Genomic DNA, 20,919 nt, shown 5'->3' with positions numbered 1-20,919 from the left:
AGTATGACGACCACGTCCCCGCAGGACATCGATGTCGAGGAGCCAGACCGCGGATCACGCCGTGGCCAGACCAATGACAATCCGTCAGCCGATCTGGTCCGCGTCTATCTCAACGGCATCGGAAAAACGGCGCTCCTGACCGCCGAGGATGAGGTCCACCTCGCCCAGACCATCGAGATCGGGTTGTACGCTGATCATCTGCTCTCTGATCCAAACACGAAGCTCACCCGTGCGATGAAACGAGATCTCAAGGTCCTTTCAAAGCAGGGTAAGCAAGCACGATCCCACCTGCTTGAAGCCAATCTACGGCTTGTGGTCAGTTTGGCGAAACGCTACACCGGTCGTGGTATGCCCCTACTAGATCTCATCCAGGAGGGTAACCTCGGGCTCATTCGCGCCATGGAGAAGTTCGATTACACCAAGGGCTTCAAGTTCTCCACCTACGCCACCTGGTGGATTCGACAGGCCATCACCCGGGGGATGGCTGATCAATCCCGCACCATTCGACTCCCGGTCCACCTCGTAGAACAGGTGAACAAACTCTCCAGGATCAAAAGGGAGCTCTATCAGAGTCTCGGTCGAGAGGCGACGAACGAAGAGCTCGCGGAGGAAAGCGGCATCGACGAGTCCAAGATTGAGATGCTACTCCGGCAGTCCCGGGATCCGGTGAGCCTGGACATGCCCGTCGGCGCTGACGAGGAAGCACCTTTGGGTGACTTCATCGAAGATTCGGACGCCACCGATGCCGAAGCAGCGGTGGTGGCGTCACTACGGCACTCGGATGTCCGCACGGTTCTCGCCTCCCTCGAGGTGCGGGAGCAGGAGGTCATCCGGCTACGTTACGGCCTCGACGACGGGGTTCCACGGACGCTTGACCAGATCGGTCGGCGCTTTGGACTCTCCAGGGAGCGTGTGCGGCAGATCGAGCGCGAGGTCATGAGTAAACTTCGCGATGGCGAGCGGGCGGATAAACTTCGCGCTTACGCCAACTGATCACTTCTGGTGTCGGCTAAGGCCCTGTACCATCTGATATTCTCGACTCCCCGATCCCGAACAAAACGGTACACTTGATCAGTAACGGATCCCACCCCAGTTTCCATTGAACACCGTTTGAACTGTCTGTTCACATCTTGGAAACGCTTCCCGGTCTCCCCCACAACATTCTCATCTTACCCCGAAATAGGGGGACGGAGTCGCACCGAGTGGTTCCCCTGCCCTGCGGGAACAATGTTGGTCGTTAATGCGTTGGTCAAAGTGCGACGGCAGTGAGCGGGTATCACCCCAGCACTACCGTCGGGAAACAGAGTTCGATGATGTTGCGGCGAACTTAATTTGTTAAGCGGGCACGTAACAACCCGAGGAAAGGCGTTATCTCCGTGAAGGATCTGGTCGACACCACCGAAATGTATCTCCGTACCATTTACGAGTTGGAGGAGGAAGGCGTCGTACCGTTACGCGCTCGTATCGCGGAGCGACTGGAGCAGTCCGGTCCAACGGTGAGCCAGACGGTTGCCCGTATGGAGCGTGACGGGTTGGTACACGTCGCACCAGACAGAAGTCTGAAGATGACAGACGAGGGGCGTTCCACAGCCATCGCGGTCATGCGCAAGCACCGACTCGCTGAACGCCTGCTGACCGATATGATCGGTCTCGACATCCTCAAGGTGCATGCCGAAGCCTGCCGATGGGAACATGTGATGAGTGTCGAGGTCGAGCGTCGCCTCGTCGAGGTACTCGACAGCTTCCACACTTCCCCCTTCGGCAATCCCATACCCGGACTGGTTGAACTCGGGGTGGAGGACACCGGGGGTATGTCGTTCGGCGAGCGTGCCAGTGACCTCCCTCTCGGGGAAGCCATCCCGTGCCGTATCCTGCAGTACAACGAGATTCTTCAGGTAAATGTGGCCCAATTGAAGGAGCTGACCGAGTCAGGTATGAATATCGGTTCTGAGGTCGAGGCAGTCAACTCCGATGGTGAAGTCACTCTCACCAGAGAGAATCGCAGCGTCACCATCGATCATGAGCTCGGGCATGCCGTCCGATTGGAACGACTGAACTGATCGGAGCGGGAGGGGCACGTGTCGGACGCCTGGTTCCCGGTACAATCCGACACGTTTCACCGACAGCTCTCCAAAATCAGGTCGAATCGTCCACGCCTGTAGGCAGCCATCAGAAGTCCGGTCAGTCGGTGCCCGGAATCCTCGTCATACGCACACCTGAGCGCAGCCCAGACGCGGGCCGTCCTCCCCGCTGCAATCAACGTCACCGCATACACGCAGAGCGCGTTACACCGGATAGTTCCCCGAAACATCCGAGCAATCACCAACATCGCGTTCTGGAGAGCCGGAGGATGATGCTCCTCCGAAGCGATTCCAAGAACAAGATCCCGTATCTCAGGGCGGACGAGTAATCCTGCTACAGAAAAGAGCGCTTCCTCATCACGTCCGACATCATCGTCACCAGCAGGTGAAGCCCGCAGTTCACTCAGCCATCTGCCAACCATAACCCTCAATAGCGAACGTGCCTGATCTGTGCCTGATCTGCTCAGTTCTTCCGCGATCTGGGCGCTCCGTTTCTCCGCTTCCATTGTCATCCGTTCGACCCCGATCCCGAAATCTCCGTACACCACGGATGAGAAGAAGCTGAGTGCATCCTCCCGACTCAATTCTGGGAGCATTCCACTCCCCGAGATGAGTTCACGCATAGCGGCACCGGTAGCGATGTCAGGTAGTACACCGTTTGCACGAAGCGTAGGGTTCCCACCCCACTCCGGGGCAGTGTTATCCGCCAGTTTCCGGAACGGTGCTCCCGACATGATCTCAGGTACCCACCAGACAGCCAGTACCTGGATACCATGACGAACAGCTCTCCTGCACAGCATGTGTGCATTCTCAATGCCCGGACGCTCACCTCCGGGTCCTTCTCCCACGAAGAAGGCGAAGGTGACAGTCACACCGATGTCAGCGAGTGACAGTAAGGTGGCTTCTACCGCACCATCATCAGCGAGATCCGCCCGGGTTATCGGACCGACCAGGGATTTTCCGGGCTGATCCGGCTCCGGGAATATCGCGGTCACGACCAGGGAATCAGTCGGGTAGAAACCGAGAAACGCCGGAATGCTCGCGATCAGGTCATCGGGAATCATCAGGGTCTGTGTCATGGATCTACCGTTGTTCTTCCTCTCGTCCACTGATGGCAGATCCCGGAGGCGCTGTCAGTAAACCAGAGGCATCGGTTACCTGTTCACAGGTAACCGCCCATTCCCAGAACGAAGTGGAGGTAATCCGGTGTATCCTTATGGGTCAGTCTCTGTCTCCGGGTATCCCCGGATATCCGTGGCCGTCAGTGGATGGAGAACGTCGCTCGCGGTGGTGCAGGCGAAACCAACCACCATCATTTTGGGTGGAATATTCACCCCCCGGGCTTTGTTGACGGGGATGCGACCTCCACTGGTGAAGTATCCACGATTCTTCACCAGGTCTGGAGAATGAGCACACCGATGCACGAAGGAGGAACGCACATGCAGGACAGCAGTCGTCGCATGTATGAACTGGAGTATCCAGCACCCGAGATGAAACCCCATGACGGCACGACCCTGGTAGTCGCTCTTCAGGGCTACGCAGACGCAGGCCAAGCTGTGGACTCCTCCGCACATCATCTTCTGAGTTCCCTGGAGAACAGCCCCGTGGCCGCGTTCAACAATGACGAGTTGATCGACTATCGCTCACGTCGCCCGGCTGTGCGGATCTCCAATCATGAGGTAGTCGGGATGGACGAGCTCAGACTCGGGTTGTATGCAATGCGGGATTCATCGGGGCATCCGTTTCTGCTGTTGGCAGGACCGGAGCCGGACATGCGTTGGAATGCCTTCACCGATGCCGTCATCGATCTCTCTGAACGTTTCAACGTCAGCAGGACACTCTGCCTCTATTCGGCGCCAATGGCGGTGCCACACACCCGGCCATTGCTGGTGACCGCACACGGAAATTCGGAGGACATCACGCGGCGCCACTTCCGGGTCAACAGCAAGATGACGCTACCTGGTTCAGCATCCCTCCAACTCGAGTACGTCCTCGGGTCGAAGGGGCGATCAGTGGCCGGTTTCACAGCTCATGTCCCGCACTACATCGCGGCCTCAAATTATCCGGAGGCCACACTGAAACTCCTGCGTGCCGTAGAAGCGGCGGGATCACTTTCACTGCCGCTGGGAAGCCTCGAGCAGGATTCCGCGAGGATGATCACCCTGCTCCGGGACCAGGTTGATGATTCCGGAGAGATCGCAGGTATGGTCCAATCCCTGGAACAGAGCTACGACGAGGAGCTGGAGACATACCGCGAAGATAATCCCGGTGTTCTACTTCCGGGGGAGACCGAAGCCGCAGACGCTGATGCACTAGCCGAGGAATTCGAGAGATATCTGGCGTCTGTCCACGACCCGGACGCTGCATCCGGCGAACATCCGGGGGATTCTCCTGTGGATCCCGGTAGTGACGGACCCCCGGAACAACCGGAGGACGGGTCCCGCTGATGCCGCGCGTGGCGCCACACACGGGCAGACCGTTACGCTGGTGGATGTGACCCTGACCCAGATTCTCCCCGACCTGTCCGATGTTCCTGAGTCCCTGGTTGATGACTGCATCTGGGATTCCTTCATCGGGTGGACCCGAGAGAAAGGCATCACCCCATATCCGGCGCAGGAGGAAGCCGCGCTGGGTGTTCTCGCCGAGAACAACGTCATCCTTGCCACCCCGACTGGATCGGGAAAGTCCCTCGTCGCCACCGCCGCGCACTTCATCGCTCTCGCCCGGGGACAGAGAACGTTCTACACCGCGCCGATCAAGGCATTGGTGAGTGAGAAGTTCTTCGCTCTGTGCGACATCTTCGGTCCCGAGTCCGTCGGAATGATGACGGGGGACGCAACCGTGAACGGCGGCGCACCGATCATCTGTGCGACGGCTGAAATCGTCGCGAATATCGCGCTCCGTGACGGAGCACAGGCTGACATTGATCAGGTGGTGATGGATGAGTTCCACTATTACTCGGAACCCGACCGCGGATGGGCCTGGCAGGTACCACTGCTTGAACTGCCGAATGCACAGTTTCTCCTGATGTCTGCGACGCTCGGCGACACGTCGTGGCTGCAGGAGGACCTCAGCCGACGCACGGGGCGGGACACCGAGCTTGTCTCGGGCAGTGAACGCCCTGTACCGCTGGATTTTTCTTACGTTTATTCACCAGTCCATGAGACCATCGAGACGCTCCTCAAGGAAAACAAGGCACCAGTGTACGTGGTGCACTTCACTCAGCGCGATGCCATCGAGAGAGCACAGGCACTCACCTCGATGTCTATCATCGACAAGGACACCAAGGAGCGGATCGTCACAGAGATCGGTGCCTTCCGGTTCACCACAACCTTCGGAAGGACGCTGTCAAAGCTCCTTCGCCGGGGTATTGGTGTACATCACGCCGGAATGTTGCCTAAGTACCGTCGGTTGGTGGAAAAACTCTCCCAGACCGGACTGCTCAAGGTGATCTGTGGTACCGACACCCTCGGGGTCGGCATCAACGTACCGATCCGCACCGTACTCATGACAGGTCTGTCGAAGTTCGACGGAACAAGCCAGCGGATCATCAAGTCACGGGAATTCCATCAGATCGCCGGACGCGCAGGGCGTGCCGGATACGACTCAGTCGGTCATGTGGTAGTTCAGGCACCGGAGCACGAGGTCGAGAACTACCGGCTCCGCCAGCGCGCCGGAACAGATCCCAAAAAGCTCAAGAAACTCCGAAAGAAGGCGGCTCGTCCCGGTGAAGTTAGCTGGACCGAGAAAACCTACGAACGACTCACTACCGCCGAGCCGGAATCCCTGAGTAGCCAATTCAGGGTATCAACTTCGATGATCCTCAACGTGATCGCCCGCCCCGGTGACGGCTTCGCACACATGCGACATCTCCTCCGCGACAACCATGACACCCGCAGAAAACAGAACAAAGACATCCTCACCGCCATCGAGTTGTTCCGGGGTCTCGTCTCTGCGGGCATTGTCGACCGTATCCCCGGCGGACCGGACTCCACGGGACGTCGATGGCATCTGACTCATGACCTGCAACGGGATTTTGCTCTCAATCAGCCCCTCGCCCCTTTCGCGTTGGCGGCACTCGACCTGCTGGATCCGGACTCAGACACCCATGTCCTTGACGTGATCAGCGTGTTTGAGTCCATTCTCGACGACCCCCGACAACTACTCATCGCCCAACAACGGGCCGCACGTGGCGAGGAGATCGCGGCGTTGAAGTCCGAGGGCGTCGATTACAGCGAGCGGATGTCCATCATCGAGGACATCACTTGGCCCAAACCGCTCGATGAGCTGTTGGAAAAGGGCTACGGTTCTTACGCAGAGGGGCATCCCTGGGTCCGGGAGTTCGAGCTCCGACCCAAATCGGTCGTGCGAGACATGATCGAACACGGAATGACCTTCTCAGATCTCATCGCCACCTACGGCCTCGCTCGTAGCGAGGGGGTGGTGCTCAGGTACCTGACCGACGCTTGGCGAACCCTGCGCCAGTCAGTACCTCCCGAGCACACGACGGAAGAACTTGAGGACATCATTGTCTGGTTAGGTGAGATGATCCGACAGGTCGATTCCTCTCTCGTCGATGAATGGGCACAGATGGCCGATCCGGATTCCCCGGTATCCCGGGAAACCCTGGAGCGCGAGCTGGCCTACGGTGTCGAAGACCCGACAGCGCTCACCGCCAACCGTCGGGCTTTCACGATCATGGTACGCAACGCCATGTTTCGGCTGGTGGAGCTCTTCGCATTCGAGAAAGAGGATCAGCTCATGGAATTTACGGAGTACCTCGACGCCCCTCCGGACTTCGGAGCTGGTATGGACGCGTACTTCGAGGAATACGCGGACATGGACACCGGCCCCGCAGCCCGGGGACCCGAATTCTTCCGGTTGGCCCAGGAGGGCCGACTGTGGAAGGTCCGACAGATACTCAAGGACCCCGAGGGAGACAACGCCTTCGCCTTTGTCGCATCCATTGACCTGGATGCCTCAGATGCCGCCGGCGAGGTCCGCTTCGCAGAGCTTGCTCTGGAGTATAATTAATCATCCACCTGAATGTGGCGCGTGGTGGACTGGCCGTCGTGATCGAACGTAACGTAGTCAACCTCCCCGCGGATCTCCGAGACGATCGTCGCGAGGTTCTTCCGTCCCTCCGGCAGTAGCCGGACGGTGACCTGTCCATCGACTGCTGCATCGATGATCTCAGCAGCGGCCAAACGAACCCCGACAAGCGCGGCGGGTTCCGCATCCAGGGAATCTCCGGATACCCCCTGGACAGGAGATGCCCCAGACCTCTCATCGAGAAGCATAACCCGTACCCCCCTCAATCTGGCCTCCCAGACGGCCCGGTTCACCTGCGAACGATCAAGCAAGGGCGATCTGATCGCATCCCGGAGCCGTAGTTCTAGAAGATTCGCATCTCTCCGTCTGTCGGCCTCCGGGCGTGAGTCTTCCAGGACAATGCGGACGAGATCCCGGACCCACCCGCAGCTCTCTCCGAGGTAGCTCGACCGGGTGGTATGAAGGGAGAGTCCCGCACTCCGTATCCGCGTCGCCTCGACCGCGACCGGGAATCCTGCAGTAGCCCGTCGGACGAGCAACGGAACCAACGCCCCGGTGACGGTTGTCGCCGTGAATATGAGAATGCCCGTGTCTGCACCCTGGACCTCGGTACCGGCTAGTGCCAGGAGTCGGACGAGACCAGCGCAGACGAACGTCGTCGCCACAGCAACAACGGCTCGGCATCTGATCGCCAACAGCGGCAGCGAAACCTGTGTTGCGTAGACCCACCATCCGGCAGGCCACGCGTAAGTGGAGGTGGTGCCCGTGAACGCCCCTGCTACGACCATTATTATGACGGATAGAGCAACAATCACGGTGGCCTGCTCCCCCAGTTTCTCGGTGCTTCCGGAGGTCACCGCGAATACCGATGCGATCAGTGCGGCGATCCCGATCGCCCACGGGATGCCATGGGTGCATCTCTCATCAACGAGGGAAATACCGGTGAGTACCGTGATCGCGACCAAGGCAAACCACAGACTGTGGGTGATGTACATGCCGGTCAGTCGATACAGCGGAGGCAGAGCAGTCTCTTTCTGGTCGACGGCGTCCACTGGGACACAGCCTTGAGCATGCCTCCAACTGAGCGTGACCCGAGTACCCGAGCCACGCCTGGAGTGGACGTCAACGGTGCACCCGGGGGTGTCCGCGACACGCCTAATAATGGATACTCGGACACCTGCACGGTTCTCCGGAACGGAAGCAGGATCGAAACCGATACCGTCATCGATGAATTCGACCCGGAACCCGCTGAGTTCACCTTTTATTGTGTCAAAACTAATTATGCAGCGCCGGTCGTCGGTCTGCGCATGACGGATCGAATTCAATGCTGCTTCACCGACCGCACCACAGATGGCCGTGACCGCCCGACCGGGCAGTCCCCCACCTGAGGGGTATGAACTCTCAGTCACGATGATCTTACTGCCTGGAGCAGCTTCCATCACGACCTCACGCACCATCCGGACAGCATCGGCTACGGATATTCCGTTATCCGTCGCCGGAACCTCCGCTGGAGCGAGATGGGACAAGATGAGGTCCTTGTCCGGGGGGAGGCCTCCGGATGCCACCGCGCGCAGGAGTGTGAGAACCGTGTCGTGGACGTGGGCGAGAAATTGGGCTTCAGTCACGCGTAGTTCCCGCGACCGGAGCTCAGACAGGATCTCCCGGTGTGCACGACTGATCCGGGCATCCAGTCGCCGAGCAGCGCTGATCCCCATGGTGCAAGCGACGAAGAACGGCAGGGGCACGATCCAACCGTGTCCCACTGACAAGACCTGGAGGACCGGCGTGCTGACCTGGTTGTTGGCAATTGCTGCAACCGCAGTCATGACGAGTGCGAGCATGAGGCCCCAGGGCAGACCGAGGGCAGCCGCCACCATGATCGCCGGAATCCCGCAGTAGTCCCCCAGGTGCACCGGCTCAAGCCGTGAATAACCCTGAGAGAAAAACAGGGTTACATCAACCGTCAGCATCAGCAGATAGGCACCCCCACCGACCGCCATGGCGAGCCTATAGATGAAAGCCCGCGCAGAGAAACAGGCCACCAATTGGAGGAAGGCACAGCCCACCAGGATCACGTACGCCGCTGCAACGACGGGATCACCACCGATACCCCCACTGCCCATCGTGCTGCGCGACGTATATGAGGCCAACAGATGCAACAGCAGAGAAACACCGGTCACCAGAGCAGTTATTCGCAGTACCGACACCTCTGCATCCCAGTGTCGGGCGAGACTGGCGAGGAATTCCTCGGGAATCCAACTCCCACGGCGTGCGGGAGCGGATACGAAGAGTTCTTCCGGCAGCTCGGGAGAATCACCCTCCGAATGCGACGCTGACGGGGCGGTACTCCGAGGGGTCCACCTAGTACCGCCGGAAGATAAGGGTCGCATGGTTCACGTCAGTGGTCCAAGGGACCACGAATGTAGCCGTCCTGCTGAGCACGGTATAAAAGTTCGACTTTACTGCCCGCACGACGCCCTGCATCCACGTACTTCCGACGTATCCGGTTCAGGTGATCCTGGACCGTCGGGGGCTTGAGACCGATCGCGCGGGCCACGGAATCGGCTGTCATACCGCTGGCGTAGAGAACGAGGATTTCCCGCTGTCGATCAGTGAGGTCAATTGCCTCTGCGAGTGGATCGGATTCGATCAGCGACGCCCAGTCACTGGTGGCATAGGTGTCTCCGGCTGCGGCAGTTCTGATGGCCTCAACGAGCTCCACCGTGTCAACCGACTTCTGCACCATCCCGTTGACGTCGGCCAACAGTGCCCGACGCATATAGAAAGGACTCTCCATAGCAGAAAACACGAGGACCTTGAGTCCGCGTTCACGAAGCCGTACCACGTTCTTGTATGGGTCAGAGGAGTCTCCGAGCCGGAGATCCAGCAGGACAATATCAACAGACGGCGCCTCCGGTTGATCGAGGCACTCCAGGAGGGCATCAACATTCGGAAACCCCCCTATCAGGTTGCACTCCCCCGAGTCCATCAGAACTGTCCGGATTCCGACTAAGGCGACTTCGTGGTCATCAACTGCAGCGACATTGATCAACATAAATGACAGAGTAGTAGTTTTAATACAGAAATACTCCAGTGTTCCCGTCAAAACACCCCCGCACGGGTTCGCCCGATAATCGCATCGCACCGTCATCCAGAGAACACCCTCACCAGACACGGAAAATCCCCGCCTCCACCAGGAAAATCGGGTGAAATCGGGGATCTTCAACTACTGGGCGGCGGAAACCGTGAACCGGGTTCCCTAGCGAGCCGCCTCAATCTGCACAGCCTGGGCAACACCAGAAACGGTCGCGGCAATCTTGACCGCCTCAAATACCTGTTCCTTAGTCAGCCCCTCACCGCGAACGGTCCTGTCATGCGCCATGGTGCAGTCGGGGCAACCATTGATCGTCGAGACAGCGAGCGACCACAGCTCGAAATCAACCTTATCTACCCCGGGCTTGGCGATGATGTTCATACGCAGCCCCATCTTCACCTGTGTGTAATCATCACCAAGGAATTCCTTGGCACGGTAGGCCACATTATTCATCGCCATAATCGACGCGGCACCGAGAGCCGCTCCCACTGCCTCATCGGAAAGATGATTCGATGCTTCCTCGGAGATCTCGGAGAAGACGGTGTCGTTCCGTGTTGCCGCAGCGCAAGCTAGGAACGTACCCCAGAGCTGCTGCTCACTGAGCTCAGTGCTACGAGCCAGACTACTGAGATTGAGTTTGAGATCTTTGGCGTATTCGGGCAGACCGGATTTCAGGTTATCGATCGACATTTACTTCAGTTCCTCCTTCAGGACATCCATCTTGTCGATGGTCTTCGTGGGATCATTCTTCTGCCAGTTACAGGCGCAGACTTCTTCGGACTGCAGAGCATCGAGCACGCGGAGGATCTCATCGACGTTACGACCAACAGCATCCGGAGTTGCCGAGACAAACTGGATGATGCCGTCCGGGTCGACGATGAAAGTGGCGCGGTCCGCCACCCCCTCAGCATTCTCGACCCCGAGGGCACGCATGAGGTCGTGACGAATGTCGGCGAACATAGGGAATGGAACAGTCTTCAGCTCGGGATGCGTAGCACGCCAGTTGAAGTGGGAAAACTCATTGTCACCGGAACCGCCCAGAATCTGAGTGTCCCGATCCTGGAACTCCTCATCAAGTTTTCCAAAAGCCGCGATCTCTGTCGGGCAGACAAACGTAAAGTCCTTCGGATAGAAGAAGACGACCTTCCACTTACCCTCGAAAGACTCATGGGTGATGGTCTCAAAATAGTCTTCCGGCTGGTTGGCCTTCACATCGTGAAGATCACCACCTTTGAGCGCAGTGAGCGAAAACTCCGGGAATTTGTCGCCGATGGTTAGTAGTGCCATGTAAAGCCTCCTGGTGATGGTTCATTTGAAGATAGACGGGTATGTGACACGCCTTTCGTCCGCTCGACGGCCCCATCCTTCGGTACCACGACCGGATACCTTCGAGTATGCCCCTGTCGCACACGGACGTCAAAAGGTTTAACTAAAAATCCTGATATATAGTGATAGGTGTGAGCAATAAAGAGTACCGCCCAACGTTGGCCCAGTTACGCACATTCGTCACCATCGCCGAAAACCGCCACTTCGGCACGGCGGCGGCGAAATTATCCATCTCGCAGCCGAGCTTATCCCAGGCACTCGTCGCGCTCGAGACCGGACTCGGAGTGCAGTTGATCGAGCGTTCCACACGCAAGGTCATCGTCACACCGACAGGCGAGAAGCTACTGCCTTCTGCGAAAGAAACCCTGGACGCGGCCGAAACCTTCCTCGCCATGGCGCGGGGTGCCTGCGGAAGCCTCGCCGGGCCGCTGACACTCGGGATGATTCCCACCGTAGCCCCCTACATTCTCCCGAATCTTCTCCACCACGTCGCATCGGAACTACCTGACCTCCAACCGTGCATCATCGAGGACCAGACGAGACACCTGCTCGAGCAGCTACGGGACGGACAGATCGACTGCGCCGTTGTCGCGCTCCCCGTCACTGCGAGCGGACTCACCGCGACGCCTCTCTACGACGAGGAATTCGCGATCGTCGTCCCGTCCTCATCCCCGATGGCGGGGCGAGCTGACATAACTCTCTCTGAGTTAAAGAAACTCGATCTGCTCCTTCTCGATGACGGTCACTGTCTCCGAGATCAGATCATCAACCTCTGCCAGAATCGTGACCTCTCCCCCACTCCCACCGGCCCCGGCGCCGCTACCACACGAGCAGCAAGTCTGTCGACGGTGATGCAGTGCGTCGCCGGGGGACTCGGAAGCACACTTGTCCCAGTTAGCTCAGTTCCCTTCGAATGCAACCGCCCAGGCCTGTCGGTCGCCCGCTTCGGACCAGGGGTGGACGCCCACCGAACAATCGGTCTCGCTTACCGTTCCTCTTCCGCCAGACGAGACGAGTTCCATCAGCTCGGAGATATAGTCCGCTCGGCATACCGGGAAACCATCTCGGAATCTCCCTTCCCTTCTATGGTCCCTTCTGCGCTCTGAATTACGGACTCCAAAAGCGTCGACAGTCGCGCATTCGTAACCAACCACACTCCCACCGCATGCCCCGGTTAAGATGAACGGCTAGTGATGACAACGACTGATTCCAACTCCCACGCCACCCCTCCATCAAAAAAGGAGCTCCTCAGGCGCCTCGATGAGGTGACGATAGCCGACGAGCGTACGTTCCGCCGACGCCTTCATAAGGCCCGTTCCGTCAAAGCCCTCCTGTCCATCGCACGAGACATCGATACGGCACGCATCAGACTAGCGACCCGACGGGCCGTGATCCCGAAGATCACCTACCCCGAGCAACTACCCGTCACCGCACGCCGCGATGACATCGCCGCCGCGATCCGCGACAACCAGGTGGTGATCATCGCTGGCGAGACGGGTTCGGGAAAAACTACCCAGATCCCGAAAATCTGTCTGGATCTCGGGCGCGGCCGTCGCGGACTTATCGGACACACCCAACCACGTCGCTTGGCCGCACGAACCGTCGCCGAACGCATCGCCGACGAACTCGGTCAAACAGTAGGCGAGGCGATCGGCTATGCGATCCGTTTCGATGACAGAGTCTCAGCATCCACGTCAGTGAAACTCATGACCGACGGTATTCTCCTGGCGGAGATGCAACGCGATCGGTACCTCAACGCCTACGACACCATCATCATCGACGAGGCTCATGAGCGGAGCCTCAACATCGACTTCTTGATGGGATATCTCAAACAGCTTCTTCCCAAACGACCGGATCTCAAGATTATAGTGACCTCGGCGACCATCGCTCCAGAGGCCTTCGCCAAGCATTTCTGCGATGCCAAGGGCAATCCCGCCCCGATCATCGAGGTCTCCGGAAGGACGTTCCCCGTTGAGATCCGCTACCGCCCCCTTGAGTTCGAAGTCGAGGGGAAAGTCATCGATCAGGATCCCCTGGACGGTCTGGTGGAAGCCCTCGAAGAACTCATGGCCATCGGCCCAGGGGACATTCTCTGTTTCTTCGCTGGCGAAAGCGACATCCGCGATGCGATGGAAACTATCGAGGGACGGCGCTGGCGGGGGGTCGAGGTAACGCCTTTGTTCGGGCGCCTTTCCAACGCGGAGCAGCACCGAGCGTTCTCCAGCCATCGAGGTCGGCGTATCGTCCTCGCCACCAACATCGCAGAGACCTCCCTCACGGTACCGGGAATCCACTACGTGGTGGACACCGGGCTCGCCCGTATCTCCAGGTATTCAGCCCGCACCAAGGTCCAACGTCTCCCGATCGAACCCATCTCGCAAGCGTCGGCGAAACAACGTTCCGGGCGCTGCGGCCGCATCGCGGATGGCGTCGCCATCCGGTTGTACTCCGAGGAAGATTTCACATCACGCCCGGAATTCACCGACCCAGAGATTCTCCGGACAAATCTAGCCAGCGTCATCCTCCAAATGGCGGCACTCAGACTCGGAGACATCACTGAGTTCCCGTTTATCCAACCACCGGACAATCGGGCTGTTCGTGATGGTCTGCTTCTCCTACACGAACTTGGCGCACTCGCCGATGGCGAGGACAACGGTGCTCCGCAACTCACTCCGGTGGGTCGGCAGCTCGCACGTATCCCCGTCGATCCAAGAATGGCCCGTATGCTCGTCGAGGCAGAACGGCTCGGATGTCTCCACAACGTCCTCGTCATCGTCGCAGCCATGACCATCCAGGATGTCCGGGAACGTCCACTCGATCACCAGGCTCAGGCTGATCAGGCACACGCAAGATTCAAGGATACCGGATCAGATTTTCTCGGTTATCTCAAACTGTGGGACTATCTCCATGAAACCCGCAACGAATTGACGGGGAACGCCTTCCGTAAACGGATGAAGAGCGAGTTCCTCCACTATGTCCGCATCCGGGAATGGTTTGATCTGGTCCGCCAACTCCGGACTATCTCAACACAATTCGGGTGGATCGCAAACACGGATGTCGCCACGAAGACGGATACCGAATCCATCCACACCGCACTTCTTTCAGGTCTCCTCTCCCACATCGGGATGCGGATCGGTGATTCCCGCGAGTTCCAGGGGGCACGAGGTACCAAATTCATGATCTTCCCAGGGTCTGCTCTGGCAAAGAAACCACCTCAGTTCGTCATGGCAGCAGAACTGGTCGAGACCTCAAGGTTGTGGGCCCGCGACGCTGCCCGCATCGAACCCGAGATGGTGGAACGCACAGCACCGCATCTGCTCAGGCACTCGTATTCCGAGCCCTTTTGGTCAGCGAAGCGGACCGCAGCGATGGTGCACCAGAAATCAACTCTCTACGGCGTGACGATCATCGCCGACCGTACAGTTACCTATCACCGGGTTGATCCGGGTGCAGCGAGAGACATGTTCGTCCGGCATGCACTCATCGAAGGCGATTGGACGACGCACCACCGGTTCTTCCACGACAATCGTGCGATGCTCGACGACGCAGCGGAACTCGAGGATAAAGCGAGGCGCCGCGACATCGTAGTCGACGAAGACACGCTCTTCGGCTTCTATGATGCACGTATCCCGGACACCGTGACCACTGGGAGAACCTTTGACTCATGGTGGAAGAAGAAGCAGCGGGACACCCCTGATTTCCTCGATTTCGACCCCGATGCTCTCATCAACGAAGAAGCTCACGATGTCAGTGAAGAAGCATTCCCGGATTTCTGGAGGCAGGGGAATATCAACTACGCCCTCACCTACCATTTCGAACCCGGCGCCTCGGATGACGGTGTCACCGTCCGTATTCCGGTACCGCTACTCGCCGGCGTCTCCGATGACGGCTTCGATTGGCTTGTTCCCGGTGTCCGACGCGAGCTCGTGACCGAACTCATCAGAACGCTCCCGAAAGCACTGCGCCGGACGGTTGTACCTGCCCCGGATTTCGCCGAACGCGCGATACCTCTTCTCGAGCCGTACAAAGGGAGTCTCTACACGCAACTCGCGAATGCTCTCAGACAACTCGGAGGAACCGGTATCAATGACACCGATTTCCGTCCCCAGAAACTCCCAGAACATCTTCGTATCAGTTACGCTGCTGTCGACAAACGCGGAGACGTCATCGATAGAGATCGGGATCTCAAATCCCTCAAGCATCGTAACGCTGAACAGATCACCGCGTCCGTCAACCGAGTCAGTGAGGACATCCAGCGTGCTATCTCCAAGAGCTGGGACGAAGTCAGCATCGGAGAAGTCGCATCGGAGATCCAGACCAGAGTCGACGGCCAGGAGGTGACCGCATACCCGGCACTCGTCGCGGTCCCCGACGGGGTTGCGGTGCGTGTGATGCCGACGAGACAAGCAGCGGATTCCTCCATGCTCACCGCCACCCTCACTTTGCTAATGCGAGAGATCCGGGTCCCGACAAAACAGATGCTCAAGGGACTACCCCTCAGACAAAGAGTCGCGGTGGAGAACTATCCTCATGGAGGCGCCGACGGACTCATCAACGACGCCCGAATCGCGGCAATCAGGGACACTCTGATTGCCGCGGGGGGCCCAGTCCGTACCCCCTCAGCGTTCCGAGATCTCGTCGCCCGGATTGCACCCGAGATACCGCGTACGGTCCGTGAGATTGTTACAAGTCTGGCACCTGGTCTAGTTGATTATCACCGGGTCAAGGATGAATTGTCCGAATGGTCCGGTGACGCAATAGATGACATGCGTGCTCAGCTCGACTTCCTGCTCCCTCAGAATGCGGTTTCCATACATGGCATCCGTCATTTGCGGCACCTACCGCGTTATCTTCAGGCAATGGCGATCCGACTCGACGCCATGGGACACGACCCCGATCGGGATGCGGATAATCAGGATACCGTGGAGTCGGCAGTCGATTATCTCGAAGCGAAATTGAAGAAGCTCCCCCCAGGCCGAGCCAGAGCATCTGAGGCGAAAGAAGTCCGGTGGATGATCCAGGAACTCCGGGTGAGCTTGTTCGCACAGCGCCTGGGCACTCCGCACCCGATCAGTTTCCGACGTATCCAGAAAGCGGTTGATGCACTACGGTGATGAAACGTCCCATCGCCCCGGTCGATGTCAATGTTCTCGTGATCGGCGGCGCATCAACCTGATCTCTGATTCGAAATCTCCGGCAGACTCGAACGACTTGTAGACCGATGCAAACCGAAGATAAGCAACCTCATCCAGTTCCCGCAACGGTTTGAGGATAGCCAGTCCAATGGTGTTCGCAGGAACCTGTGAGCTGCCGTGCTGACGAACTGTCTCCTCAACCTGTTGGGCGAGACGTTTTAACGCGTCATCCGAAACGTCCCGTCCCTGACATGCGCGGCGAACACCTGTGATGACTTTCTCCCGGCTAAACGGCTCAGACACTCCATTCCGTTTTACAACCATCAAAACGGCCTTTTCGACGGTGGTGAAGCGCCCATGACAGTTACTACATTCCCGTCGGCGCCTCACTGCAGATCCTCCATCAATTGTGCGCGAGTCGATCACTCGGGAAGTGGACTGGTGGCAGAAGGGGCAGTGCACAGTGTCATCCTCATCAAACTCGGGGCTCCGGACCAGACCGGCGTTCTCCAGTCTAATGCCCGCACCGATGACCGGCGATCCGCCATCGAACCTCAACGCCCCGAAATGACGGTTGTCGTCGAGTGCGGCACTTGGACCGATGGCTCACCGCCATCAGGCACCGCGATGAGCAGACCGAAAAACAACGCACCACCGACGAGTGCTCCAGCAGCGTAAGTGCGAAGAGCGGCACCCCGCTCAACATCACGCCCCACGGCCCAGCCGCTGCCTGGTTCCACCCCCTCGTCATGCAACTCTCCCATTGGCCAGGATGTTCTAAAATCAGATCGATTTTTTCGAACACTGTAGCCAGACGAGGACCCCAACGAACGACAACCCCCACTCCAGACCGAGACGGGAGCAGCAGAAGTACTGTGCGACGGAAAAGCATATTTACCTGCATGAATCATGCCGTTCTTCACCTTCATTTTTAAACCTCCAGCACTGAAAACAACTGATTTTCGACATTGGAGCAATCGAACACCGACGTCGCCCACATGTTCTATGTCGACCCTATGTTCGATTTATAACATCTCGCCGTAACGTTGTCCAGAGCTTGAAGATGATTTTCGAACACCCGTGTTACAATCGTTCGAAATTATGTAGTGTGGGGTGCAGCATCCACGCTGCGATACCGAACAGTTCAACCATTCCCAGAGCCCCGGAAATGACCCGCCTTTCCGGCTGGTGCAACACGGGTGATCTCGGGGATCTTCCAGAGGTCGAAGCCCAAAGATCCCACACCCGATGGTCTGCCCAGCCACCACGGTGCGGAAAATCCATCCCGACAGAACAGACCAGGAGTCCCGATGCCCACAGTCAACAAACCAGATCCGTCCCAGCTCTCCCCCCGTCAGCGCCGGATCCTCGAAGTCATCCGGGATGCTGTGGTGCTCCGGGGATATCCACCGAGCATCAGGGAGATCGGTGACGCGGCTGGGCTGCAGTCCACGTCATCGGTGGCCTATCAGTTGAAAGAACTGGAGAAGAAGGGCTTTCTCCGGCGCGACCCCAACAAACCACGCGCCGTCGACGTGCGTCACATGCCTGGCCCGACGAAGCAACGGCGGAAGAAGATCGGGCATCCGGACAACGGCGAACAGGCGCAAACGAGTATGATTCCGGCACTGGGGGCTATCGCCGCAGGCAGCCCGATCCTCGCGGAACAGAATATCCAGGAGTACTACCCGCTCCCCACCGAATTCGTGGGTGGAGGCGAGCTCTTCATGCTTGAAGTAGTGGGTGAGTCCATGCGTGACGCGGCGATTCTTGATGGGGACTGGGTGATTATTCGCAGGCAACCCGTGGCGGAACAAGGCGAGATCGTCGCAGCAATGATTGACGGGGAGGCAACTGTCAAGGAGTTCCACCGCGACGCTTCCGGAGTCTGGCTACTCCCCCGAAACGACGCCTTTTCTCCGATCAACGGTGACGACGCGGAGATCATGGGTAAAGTGGTCTCCGTTATCCGCAAGCTCTGACCCGTAGAGCACTGTAAGACGCTGCATTCGATGCTCCCCCTCTCCCGACCGCTACACACGATCGGGGGGTTAGTGTCTGTTTCTCCGATCAGTAGCCTGCGTTCACAGGATTGACGCTTAAATCCCATAAATATGCCGTGAAATGCAACTACCTTGAGCATTCAGGTCGCCCTCTCGTCACGATGACACCTTCGAAGCCTGTGGATTTGTGGTTTTGATCTCCCGATAGCGCCCCTTTCCGTCCGGTTGTTTCGGTTTTATGGGACACTGGGGCAGTTAGGTAAACAAGCAGGCCGAAACACCGGCAGCAGACCATCACCCTCAGCGTCGTATCCGGGAAATCCAACAACCAGATGCATATTCACTCATCTGATGTTTCTGAAACCGGACTATCTCCCGATCGCGACTGGTTTCTGCCGTGCACCAAGGAGGATCCATGTACGCAGAAGAACGCCGTAGGCAGATCGCTTCGCTGACCGCGGTAGAAGGTCGTGTCAATGTCACGGAACTCGCGGACCGCTTCGACGTGACCGCAGAAACCATTCGCCGTGATCTTGCCGTACTCGATAATGAGGGAACCGTTCACAGGGTGCACGGCGGTGCGGTCGCAAGTCAGAATTTTCAGACGGCCGAACTGGCCGTCGATGTTCGAGCGAAGAGTGCTTCCTCGGCGAAATCCGCTATCGCCCGAGCCGCACTCGACTACCTTCCTGAACCCCAGGGGGGAATGTTCCTCGACGCAGGTACGACGCTGGCAGCTCTCGCCGATCTCATTTCCGGGCATCCCATGGCACCGCGCTGGTCGATCGTCACAAACTGCTTGCCCATTGCGTTGAAAATGGCCTCGGCGGGGCTCGACGAGGTCCAGTTACTCGGCGGTTCCGTTCGCTCAATCACTCAGGCGGTGGTCGGAGACACCGCGCTACGGACCCTCGCACTCATGAGAGCAGACGTAGCATTCATCGGGACAAACGCCCTCACCCTGGATCACGGCCTGTCCACGGCGGATAGTCAAGAAGCAGCGGTCAAGCGGTCAATGATCATCAACGCCCGAAAGGTTGTCGTTCTCTGCGATGCTACAAAAATGGGCTGCGACTACATGGTCAGCTTCGCCAGCACAGATGACATCGATGTCGTGATCACGGATTCAGCCGCCCCTCGTTCCTTCGTCGATGCCCTCCGCGACCGGAACATAGAGGTCGTGATCGCGGAATGATCTTGACGGTTACCCCAACCCCTGTACTCGAACGCTCGGGTAGCGTCGACAGCCCCATCACGGGTGGAGATCTGCTGAGCCTTCAGAGGGTGGACACCTATCCCGGCGGCTCAGGGGTGACCATTGCACATACCGCGTACCTCGCCGGTTCACCCGTCCACGCTATTTTTCCCGCTCCCGAGATCAGCCACTATCTTCGGATGATCAGTTTACTCGGGCTACCGCATGACTTTGTTCCAGTCGCGGGGCCTATCCAGACGAGATTCACAGTGAGGGATTCCAGTGGCCAAAGCACGCAGTTCCTCGATCCGGCAATGCCCTTAGACGCAATTCAACTCGCGGGCCTCCGAGACCTCACAGTTAGCCGTGCCGAAAAGGCGGACTGGGTTGTGCTGGCTGGTCCGCTTCCAGATGTCGCGCCGAACGGATGGTACGTAGACGTTATCCGCGCGCTCTCCCTGTATCATCCCGGCGTCCGGACCTCTGTCGCTACCTCCGGAAATCCACTTCGCGCAATCATCCGGCAACTATCCGCGATAACGCCCACCCTACTCTCACTCAATCCTGAAGACATCTCGAATCTACTTCCCGGACCAACATCAACCGATATCACCTCGCTACTCCAGAGCGGGGAGATTTCACATGTCATCGACGCAGTCAAACCCTTGCTTGATTCCGGGGTCTCCGAGGTACTGATCAGTTTCCCTCCAGACAGGGCGGTTTCGGTGAGTTCCACTTCAGGTTGGCTCGCAAGCGTGCCAACAGCGGTAGCCAGGCAGTGCTCCCACTTCCGCGAGAAGTTAGTCGCCGGTTATCTCATGGCGGAAACCACTGGTGCAGAGCCTGATCAATGCCTCTCCGTCGGATTAGCCTACGCTGTGGCAGTTGGTACAGACCCGGATTGTGGTCTCCCAACACCAGATATCGTCCGAACCAGAGACGTCACCTGCACTCCACTGGACATCTAAGTCCCCCCACCTGTTGCCATTCATTCTGTCTCCCCAGGAAAGCGCAAGAAGGGTCATCCCACTAC

Annotated in this window: 16 protein-coding genes; 9 read left to right on the top strand and 7 right to left on the bottom strand. The window is 58.3% G+C overall.

Translation table 11 applies throughout. The features are described from left to right. Window positions 1–3: 3 nt before the first annotated feature. Window positions 4–993 (top strand): sigma-70 family RNA polymerase sigma factor, encoded by a 990-nt coding sequence (locus QWU43_RS02955; RefSeq protein WP_370914026.1) that lies wholly within the window; start codon window positions 4–6, stop codon window positions 991–993. Window positions 994–1,376: 383 nt separating this feature from the next. Continuing rightward, complete coding sequence (locus QWU43_RS02950; protein ID WP_370914025.1) at window positions 1,377–2,060, top strand: iron dependent repressor, metal binding and dimerization domain protein; 684 nt, start codon at window positions 1,377–1,379, stop codon at window positions 2,058–2,060. A 56-nt stretch (window positions 2,061–2,116) separates the two neighbouring features. Here the strand turns inward: QWU43_RS02950 and QWU43_RS02945 are convergent, their stop codons facing one another. Then, the gene (locus tag QWU43_RS02945; protein ID WP_370917077.1) at window positions 2,117–3,160 is read right to left on the bottom strand and encodes a DUF4192 domain-containing protein; all 1,044 of its coding nucleotides are present in this window, start codon (window positions 3,158–3,160) and stop codon (window positions 2,117–2,119) included. A 360-nt stretch (window positions 3,161–3,520) separates the two neighbouring features. Here QWU43_RS02945 and QWU43_RS02940 point away from each other — a divergent pair, with 360 nt between their 5' ends. Both QWU43_RS02940 and QWU43_RS02935 read left to right on the top strand, forming a co-directional pair. Continuing rightward, window positions 3,521–4,528 (top strand): PAC2 family protein, encoded by a 1,008-nt coding sequence (locus tag QWU43_RS02940; protein ID WP_370914023.1) that lies wholly within the window; start codon window positions 3,521–3,523, stop codon window positions 4,526–4,528. 46 nt (window positions 4,529–4,574) lie between these two features. Then, complete coding sequence (locus QWU43_RS02935; RefSeq protein WP_370914295.1) at window positions 4,575–7,115, top strand: DEAD/DEAH box helicase; 2,541 nt, start codon at window positions 4,575–4,577, stop codon at window positions 7,113–7,115. Here the strand turns inward: QWU43_RS02935 and QWU43_RS02930 are convergent. The 4 genes from QWU43_RS02930 to QWU43_RS02915 all read right to left on the bottom strand — a co-directional run bounded on the left by QWU43_RS02930 (window position 7,112) and on the right by QWU43_RS02915 (window position 11,514). Continuing rightward, window positions 7,112–9,313: an ATP-binding protein gene (locus QWU43_RS02930; protein WP_370917076.1), complete on the bottom strand. Its 2,202-nt coding sequence runs from the start codon at window positions 9,311–9,313 to the stop codon at window positions 7,112–7,114. The genes QWU43_RS02935 and QWU43_RS02930 overlap by 4 nt on opposite strands. 218 nt (window positions 9,314–9,531) lie before the next feature. Next, the gene (locus QWU43_RS02925) at window positions 9,532–10,188 is read right to left on the bottom strand and encodes a response regulator (protein WP_370914021.1); all 657 of its coding nucleotides are present in this window, start codon (window positions 10,186–10,188) and stop codon (window positions 9,532–9,534) included. A 204-nt stretch (window positions 10,189–10,392) separates the two neighbouring features. Beyond that, a complete protein-coding gene (locus tag QWU43_RS02920; protein ID WP_370914020.1) occupies window positions 10,393–10,917 on the bottom strand; it encodes a carboxymuconolactone decarboxylase family protein in 525 nt (174 codons plus the stop codon). Further along, window positions 10,918–11,514, bottom strand: coding sequence for a peroxiredoxin (locus tag QWU43_RS02915; protein WP_370914019.1), 597 nt, complete (start codon window positions 11,512–11,514; stop codon window positions 10,918–10,920). It abuts the gene before it with no gap. Window positions 11,515–11,684: 170 nt separating this feature from the next. Here QWU43_RS02915 and QWU43_RS02910 point away from each other — a divergent pair, with 170 nt between their 5' ends. Both QWU43_RS02910 and hrpA read left to right on the top strand, forming a co-directional pair. Then, the gene (locus QWU43_RS02910; protein WP_370917075.1) at window positions 11,685–12,659 is read left to right on the top strand and encodes a hydrogen peroxide-inducible genes activator; all 975 of its coding nucleotides are present in this window, start codon (window positions 11,685–11,687) and stop codon (window positions 12,657–12,659) included. Window positions 12,660–12,746: 87 nt separating this feature from the next. Further along, entirely contained in the window at window positions 12,747–16,667 is a 3,921-nt protein-coding gene (gene hrpA, locus QWU43_RS02905) for an ATP-dependent RNA helicase HrpA (protein ID WP_370917074.1), read from the top strand. A 27-nt stretch (window positions 16,668–16,694) separates the two neighbouring features. Here hrpA and nrdR read toward each other — a convergent pair whose 3' ends face one another. Continuing rightward, window positions 16,695–17,150 carry a transcriptional regulator NrdR gene (nrdR, locus tag QWU43_RS02900; protein ID WP_370914016.1) on the bottom strand — a complete coding sequence of 152 codons (456 nt, stop codon included), beginning with the start codon at window positions 17,148–17,150 and terminating at the stop codon, window positions 16,695–16,697. 92 nt (window positions 17,151–17,242) lie between these two features. After that, a complete protein-coding gene (locus QWU43_RS02895; protein WP_370917073.1) occupies window positions 17,243–17,452 on the bottom strand; it encodes a hypothetical protein in 210 nt (69 codons plus the stop codon). A gap of 546 nt (window positions 17,453–17,998) precedes the next feature. On the opposite strand from QWU43_RS02895, the gene lexA reads away from it, so the two are divergent. From lexA to QWU43_RS02880, 3 genes are all read left to right on the top strand, one after another. Continuing rightward, complete coding sequence (gene lexA / locus QWU43_RS02890) at window positions 17,999–18,670, top strand: transcriptional repressor LexA (RefSeq protein ID WP_370914014.1); 672 nt, start codon at window positions 17,999–18,001, stop codon at window positions 18,668–18,670. Window positions 18,671–19,106: 436 nt separating this feature from the next. Further along, on the top strand, window positions 19,107–19,886 hold the full coding sequence (locus tag QWU43_RS02885) for a DeoR/GlpR family DNA-binding transcription regulator (RefSeq protein ID WP_370914013.1): 780 nt from the start codon (window positions 19,107–19,109) through the stop codon (window positions 19,884–19,886). Continuing rightward, window positions 19,883–20,854, top strand: a complete 972-nt coding sequence (locus QWU43_RS02880; protein WP_370914012.1) for a 1-phosphofructokinase family hexose kinase — start codon at window positions 19,883–19,885, stop codon at window positions 20,852–20,854. The genes QWU43_RS02885 and QWU43_RS02880 overlap by 4 nt, the downstream gene beginning before the upstream one ends. The last annotated feature ends 65 nt before the right edge of the window (window positions 20,855–20,919 follow it).

The sequence above is a fragment of the Corynebacterium sp. CCM 9204 genome, assembly GCF_041357695.1.
Classification (GTDB): domain Bacteria; phylum Actinomycetota; class Actinomycetes; order Mycobacteriales; family Mycobacteriaceae; genus Corynebacterium.
Note: the sequence above shows the minus strand (reverse complement) of the source record. Positions and strands in the feature narration are given on the sequence as shown.

What these genes read in the sequence shown, in the direction of transcription:
- hrpA (WP_370917074.1), top strand. Translation starts at nt 12,747, where the DNA reads ATGACAACGACTGATTCCAACTCCCACGCCACCCCTCCATCAAAAAAG.
- QWU43_RS02945 (WP_370917077.1), bottom strand. Translation starts at nt 3,160, where the DNA reads ATGACACAGACCCTGATGATTCCCGATGACCTGATCGCGAGCATTCCG.
- lexA (WP_370914014.1), top strand. Translation starts at nt 17,999, where the DNA reads ATGCCCACAGTCAACAAACCAGATCCGTCCCAGCTCTCCCCCCGTCAG.
- QWU43_RS02895 (WP_370917073.1), bottom strand. Translation starts at nt 17,452, where the DNA reads ATGGGAGAGTTGCATGACGAGGGGGTGGAACCAGGCAGCGGCTGGGCC.
- QWU43_RS02925 (WP_370914021.1), bottom strand. Translation starts at nt 10,188, where the DNA reads ATGTTGATCAATGTCGCTGCAGTTGATGACCACGAAGTCGCCTTAGTC.
- QWU43_RS02920 (WP_370914020.1), bottom strand. Translation starts at nt 10,917, where the DNA reads ATGTCGATCGATAACCTGAAATCCGGTCTGCCCGAATACGCCAAAGAT.
- QWU43_RS02885 (WP_370914013.1), top strand. Translation starts at nt 19,107, where the DNA reads ATGTACGCAGAAGAACGCCGTAGGCAGATCGCTTCGCTGACCGCGGTA.
- QWU43_RS02940 (WP_370914023.1), top strand. Translation starts at nt 3,521, where the DNA reads ATGCAGGACAGCAGTCGTCGCATGTATGAACTGGAGTATCCAGCACCC.
- QWU43_RS02955 (WP_370914026.1), top strand. Translation starts at nt 4, where the DNA reads ATGACGACCACGTCCCCGCAGGACATCGATGTCGAGGAGCCAGACCGC.
- QWU43_RS02915 (WP_370914019.1), bottom strand. Translation starts at nt 11,514, where the DNA reads ATGGCACTACTAACCATCGGCGACAAATTCCCGGAGTTTTCGCTCACT.
- QWU43_RS02880 (WP_370914012.1), top strand. Translation starts at nt 19,883, where the DNA reads ATGATCTTGACGGTTACCCCAACCCCTGTACTCGAACGCTCGGGTAGC.